Source organism: Megasphaera sp. UPII 135-E, assembly GCF_000221545.1.
Lineage (GTDB): Bacteria > Bacillota > Negativicutes > Veillonellales > Megasphaeraceae > Megasphaera > Megasphaera hutchinsoni.
Genome location: NZ_AFUG01000046.1, coordinates 1 through 3,608 on the forward strand (window position 1 = coordinate 1; position 3,608 = coordinate 3,608).

Genomic DNA, 3,608 nt, shown 5'->3' on the forward strand with positions numbered 1-3,608 from the left:
CATGTTGACAGAGAAAGAAAAAAATGGTATGTTTAAAGTAAGTTAGGTACGTGAAGCAACCTAGCTTTTTTTAAGTTGCATACATTCGCTTGACTTTGTTGATAGCTTGTGATAAATTATAAAAGCAGTCTTAGACAAGCAAGAAAGCTTGTAAGTATTTTTAAGTGAGGTGTAAGGAATGCGTACAGCGATTACATTGGCATGCACAGAGTGCAAACAACGTAACTACCAAACGAACAAAAATAAGAAAAACAATCCAGATCGTTTAGAGTTAAGAAAATACTGCCCGTTCTGTAAAAAGGAAACATTACATAAAGAAACAAAATAATAAGGATTATTATGCTTATTTGATTGCGAGAGGGAATATGGCAAGTGTAGCTAAAAAAACAGCACAAAAGAATAAGAAAAAGCCAAACAATTCTTTTTTTCAAGGCGTAAAAGCGGAAATGAAAAGAGTCATTTGGCCGACAAGACGAGAATTGATTAACTACGTTATTATGGTAGTAGTAACAACAGTGATTGTAATGGCTGTTATGGGCATCTCGGATGGAGTGTTTTCGCGTATATTTAATATACTCCGTTTAATTGTCGGATAGGAGGCTCGCACGCATGGAACATGAAATGAAATGGTATGTTATTCATACGTATTCCGGCTATGAAAACAAGGTTATGGCCACATTGGAACGGAAAGTAAAATCAATGGGTATGGAAAATGTAATACATCGGATTTTAGTGCCAATGGAAGATGAAGTGGACATGAAGGACGGAAAAAAACGCATTGTTAAGCGTAAAATATTTCCTGGTTATGTCCTTGTAGAAATGGAAGTTAATGATCGTTCATGGTATGTTGTTCGTAATACTCCGGGGGTTACAGGATTTGTCGGCTCAGCAACAAAGCCTACACCTTTGAATGAGGCGGAAGTTAAAAATATTTTGAAAACGCAAGGGGTAGATGAGGAACCTAAAGTGCAGATTTCTGTTGAGATAGGAGAACAAGTACGCATTACATCTGGTCCATTTGAAAATTTTGTGGCGACTGTTACGGAAATTAATGAAGAAAAGGGAACCATTAAAGGTCTCATTGATATGTTTGGTCGTGAAACAACCGTTGAAGTCGATTATTCTCAAATTGAGAATAATCTGGAATAAATACTTCTTAATACGAGAATATTCTCGTGAGTGGGAGAATGAAAATTCGCTTACCACATCTTGTAATGTAAGGAGGTGTAATACACCGTGGCAAAAAAAGTAGCAAAAATGGTAAAACTTCAGTGTGAAGCAGGCAAAGCAACTCCAGCACCTCCGATTGGTCCGGCATTAGGCCAAGCGGGTGTAAATATTATGGCGTTTGTAAAGGAATTTAACGAACGTACAGCAAAACAGGCTGGTTATATCATTCCAGTTGAAATAACTGTATATGATGACCGTTCTTTTACTTTTATTACTAAAACTCCGCCTGCAGCTGTTCTTTTGAAAAAAGCAGCTGGCATTGAAAAGGCATCGGGAGAACCGAATAAAAAGAAAGTCGCTAAAGTTAGCCGCGATCAAGTTCGCGAAATTGCAACGACAAAAATGCCCGACTTAAATGCTAACGACGTGGATCAAGCTATGAAATTGATTGAAGGTACAGCACGTAGCATGGGAATTGAAGTTGTCGACTAAGTAGAGGCTGGCGTGGAAGGGGATGCCCCCGTTAAACCACAGAGGAGGATTTTAGATGGCTAAAGTAGGTAAAAAATATGCCGAAGCAGTAAAATTGTTTGAAAGAGATAAACAATATGATCCGGCAGAAGCAATTGATATTATCAAAAAAATGGATACTGCTAAATTTGACGAAACGGTAGAATTGGCAGTTAATTTAAATGTAGACCCTAAGTATGCGGATCAGCAGGTCCGTGGTGCTTTGGTTCTTCCCCATGGGGTAGGTAAAACAAAATCTGTTTTAGTATTTGCTCAAGGGGAAAAAGAGCAAGAAGCAAAAGATGCAGGTGCAGATTTTGTTGGGGGAGAAGATTTAATTGAAAAAATTAAAGGCGGCTGGTTAGATTTTGATGTTGCTATTGCTACCCCTAATATGATGGGAAAAGTAGGACGTTTAGGGAAGGTGTTAGGTCCAAAAGGATTAATGCCGAATCCCAAAGTGGGAACTGTTACGATGGACGTAGCAAAAGCTGTATCAGAAAGTAAAGCTGGTAAAGTTGAATACCGTACAGATAAAGCGGGCAATATTCATTCTCCCATTGGTAAAAAATCATTTGAAGTAAATAAATTGGTTGAAAACCTAACCACTTTAGTAGATACGTTGGTAAAAGTAAAACCAGCGGGTGCTAAAGGACAATATATTAAGTCGATCACGGTTAGCTCTACGATGAGCCCGGGAGTTCGAATTAATCCGTTTAGCGTCAAAGGCGTTATTAAAGCGGAAGAAAATTAATATCTCTCTTAGCTGTAGACTGAAGGTATGTATAATGGATGAAAATCCGCCATCTGAGGCTATGATACTAGTGTTTTAATTAATGATGTACTAGTTGGCCTCTTATATGAGGCCTTTTTTTGTGCTAAGATGATATAAATCCTAAAATGAGGAGGTGTATCAAAGAATATGTCTATGTATGCAAAACATGAGGTTTCACCTGAAAAAGCGGCCGTAGTAGCAGATATGAAAGAAAAGTTGCAATCTGCAAAAGGAGCAGTCTTAGTTGGGTTTACAGGTTTAACGGTAGCCGAAGTCACAAAACTGCGTCGTAAGTTTTTAGCTGGAAATGTGGAATATAAGGTTATTAAAAATACGTTAACTCGTATTGCTGCCAATGAAGTTGGTTATGATAAATTAGGTGAATTTTTAGAAGGACCAACAGCATTAGCTTATTCTACGGAAGATGTTGTGGCACCAGCTAAAATTCTTAAAGAATTTATTAAAGAAACCAAAACAGAAGCCATTACGGTAAAAGTAGGGATTGCAGACGGTCAAGTTGTTGATGCAAAAGCAGTAGACGCATTGGCTAATTTGCCAAGTCGCGAAGAACTGTTGGCAAAAATTGTGGGCAGTATGCAAGCACCTATTTCTGGATTGGTCAATGTATTGCAAGGCAATATTCGTAATGCCGTATATGCATTTGAAGCGGTACGGGCTAAGAAGGCTGAACAAGAAAGTGCATAATGTATGTATCTTAGAATTTAATTCATAATATATTTATTTGGAGGAATTTAAAATGACTAAAGAAGAAATTTTGCAAGCCATTGAAAGTATGACTGTATTAGAACTTTCCGAACTCGTGAAAGATATGGAAGAAAAATTCGGTGTATCCGCTGCTGCTCCTGTAGCTGTAGCTGCTGCTCCTGCAGCTGGTGGTGCAGCTGGTGAAGAAAAGAGCGAATTTGATGTAATTCTTGCTGCTGCTGGTGATAAGAAAATTAATGTTATTAAAGTAGTTCGTGAAGCTACTGGACTTGGCTTGAAAGAAGCTAAAGCATTAGTTGACGGTGCTCCTAAACCTGTAAAAGAAGGTGCTGCAAAGGCTGATGCAGAAGCTTTGAAAGCTAAACTTGAAGAAGCCGGTGCTACAGTTGAATTAAAATAAGTTTATTTTTAAGCCTCGTTCTATTTA

Annotated in this window: 7 protein-coding genes; all 7 read left to right on the forward strand. The window is 38.1% G+C overall.

The genetic code is table 11. From position 1 onward, the window contains the following. The first annotated feature begins 178 nt into the window (after positions 1 to 178). The 7 genes from rpmG (at position 179) to rplL (ending at position 3,581) form a co-directional block, all read left to right on the forward strand. A complete protein-coding gene (gene rpmG / locus HMPREF1040_RS07865) occupies positions 179 to 328 on the forward strand; it encodes a 50S ribosomal protein L33 (protein WP_071777862.1) in 150 nt (49 codons plus the stop codon). A gap of 37 nt (positions 329 to 365) precedes the next feature. Beyond that, complete coding sequence (secE, locus tag HMPREF1040_RS07070) at positions 366 to 596, forward strand: preprotein translocase subunit SecE (protein WP_007393262.1); 231 nt, start codon at positions 366 to 368, stop codon at positions 594 to 596. A gap of 13 nt (positions 597 to 609) precedes the next feature. Beyond that, positions 610 to 1,149: a transcription termination/antitermination protein NusG gene (nusG, locus tag HMPREF1040_RS07075; protein WP_007393261.1), complete on the forward strand. Its 540-nt coding sequence runs from the start codon at positions 610 to 612 to the stop codon at positions 1,147 to 1,149. 87 nt (positions 1,150 to 1,236) lie between these two features. Continuing rightward, positions 1,237 to 1,662: a 50S ribosomal protein L11 gene (rplK, locus tag HMPREF1040_RS07080; protein ID WP_007393257.1), complete on the forward strand. Its 426-nt coding sequence runs from the start codon at positions 1,237 to 1,239 to the stop codon at positions 1,660 to 1,662. 55 nt (positions 1,663 to 1,717) lie between these two features. Then, complete coding sequence (gene rplA, locus HMPREF1040_RS07085) at positions 1,718 to 2,434, forward strand: 50S ribosomal protein L1 (protein WP_007393260.1); 717 nt, start codon at positions 1,718 to 1,720, stop codon at positions 2,432 to 2,434. Between the two features lie 168 nt (positions 2,435 to 2,602). Continuing rightward, a complete protein-coding gene (gene rplJ / locus HMPREF1040_RS07090) occupies positions 2,603 to 3,160 on the forward strand; it encodes a 50S ribosomal protein L10 (protein WP_007393259.1) in 558 nt (185 codons plus the stop codon). Between the two features lie 52 nt (positions 3,161 to 3,212). Next, positions 3,213 to 3,581, forward strand: coding sequence for a 50S ribosomal protein L7/L12 (gene rplL, locus HMPREF1040_RS07095; protein WP_007393258.1), 369 nt, complete (start codon positions 3,213 to 3,215; stop codon positions 3,579 to 3,581). The last annotated feature ends 27 nt before the right edge of the window (positions 3,582 to 3,608 follow it).

What these genes read in the sequence shown, in the direction of transcription:
- rplA (WP_007393260.1), top strand. Translation starts at nt 1,718, where the DNA reads ATGGCTAAAGTAGGTAAAAAATATGCCGAAGCAGTAAAATTGTTTGAA.
- nusG (WP_007393261.1), top strand. Translation starts at nt 610, where the DNA reads ATGGAACATGAAATGAAATGGTATGTTATTCATACGTATTCCGGCTAT.
- secE (WP_007393262.1), top strand. Translation starts at nt 366, where the DNA reads ATGGCAAGTGTAGCTAAAAAAACAGCACAAAAGAATAAGAAAAAGCCA.
- rplJ (WP_007393259.1), top strand. Translation starts at nt 2,603, where the DNA reads ATGTCTATGTATGCAAAACATGAGGTTTCACCTGAAAAAGCGGCCGTA.
- rpmG (WP_071777862.1), top strand. Translation starts at nt 179, where the DNA reads ATGCGTACAGCGATTACATTGGCATGCACAGAGTGCAAACAACGTAAC.
- rplL (WP_007393258.1), top strand. Translation starts at nt 3,213, where the DNA reads ATGACTAAAGAAGAAATTTTGCAAGCCATTGAAAGTATGACTGTATTA.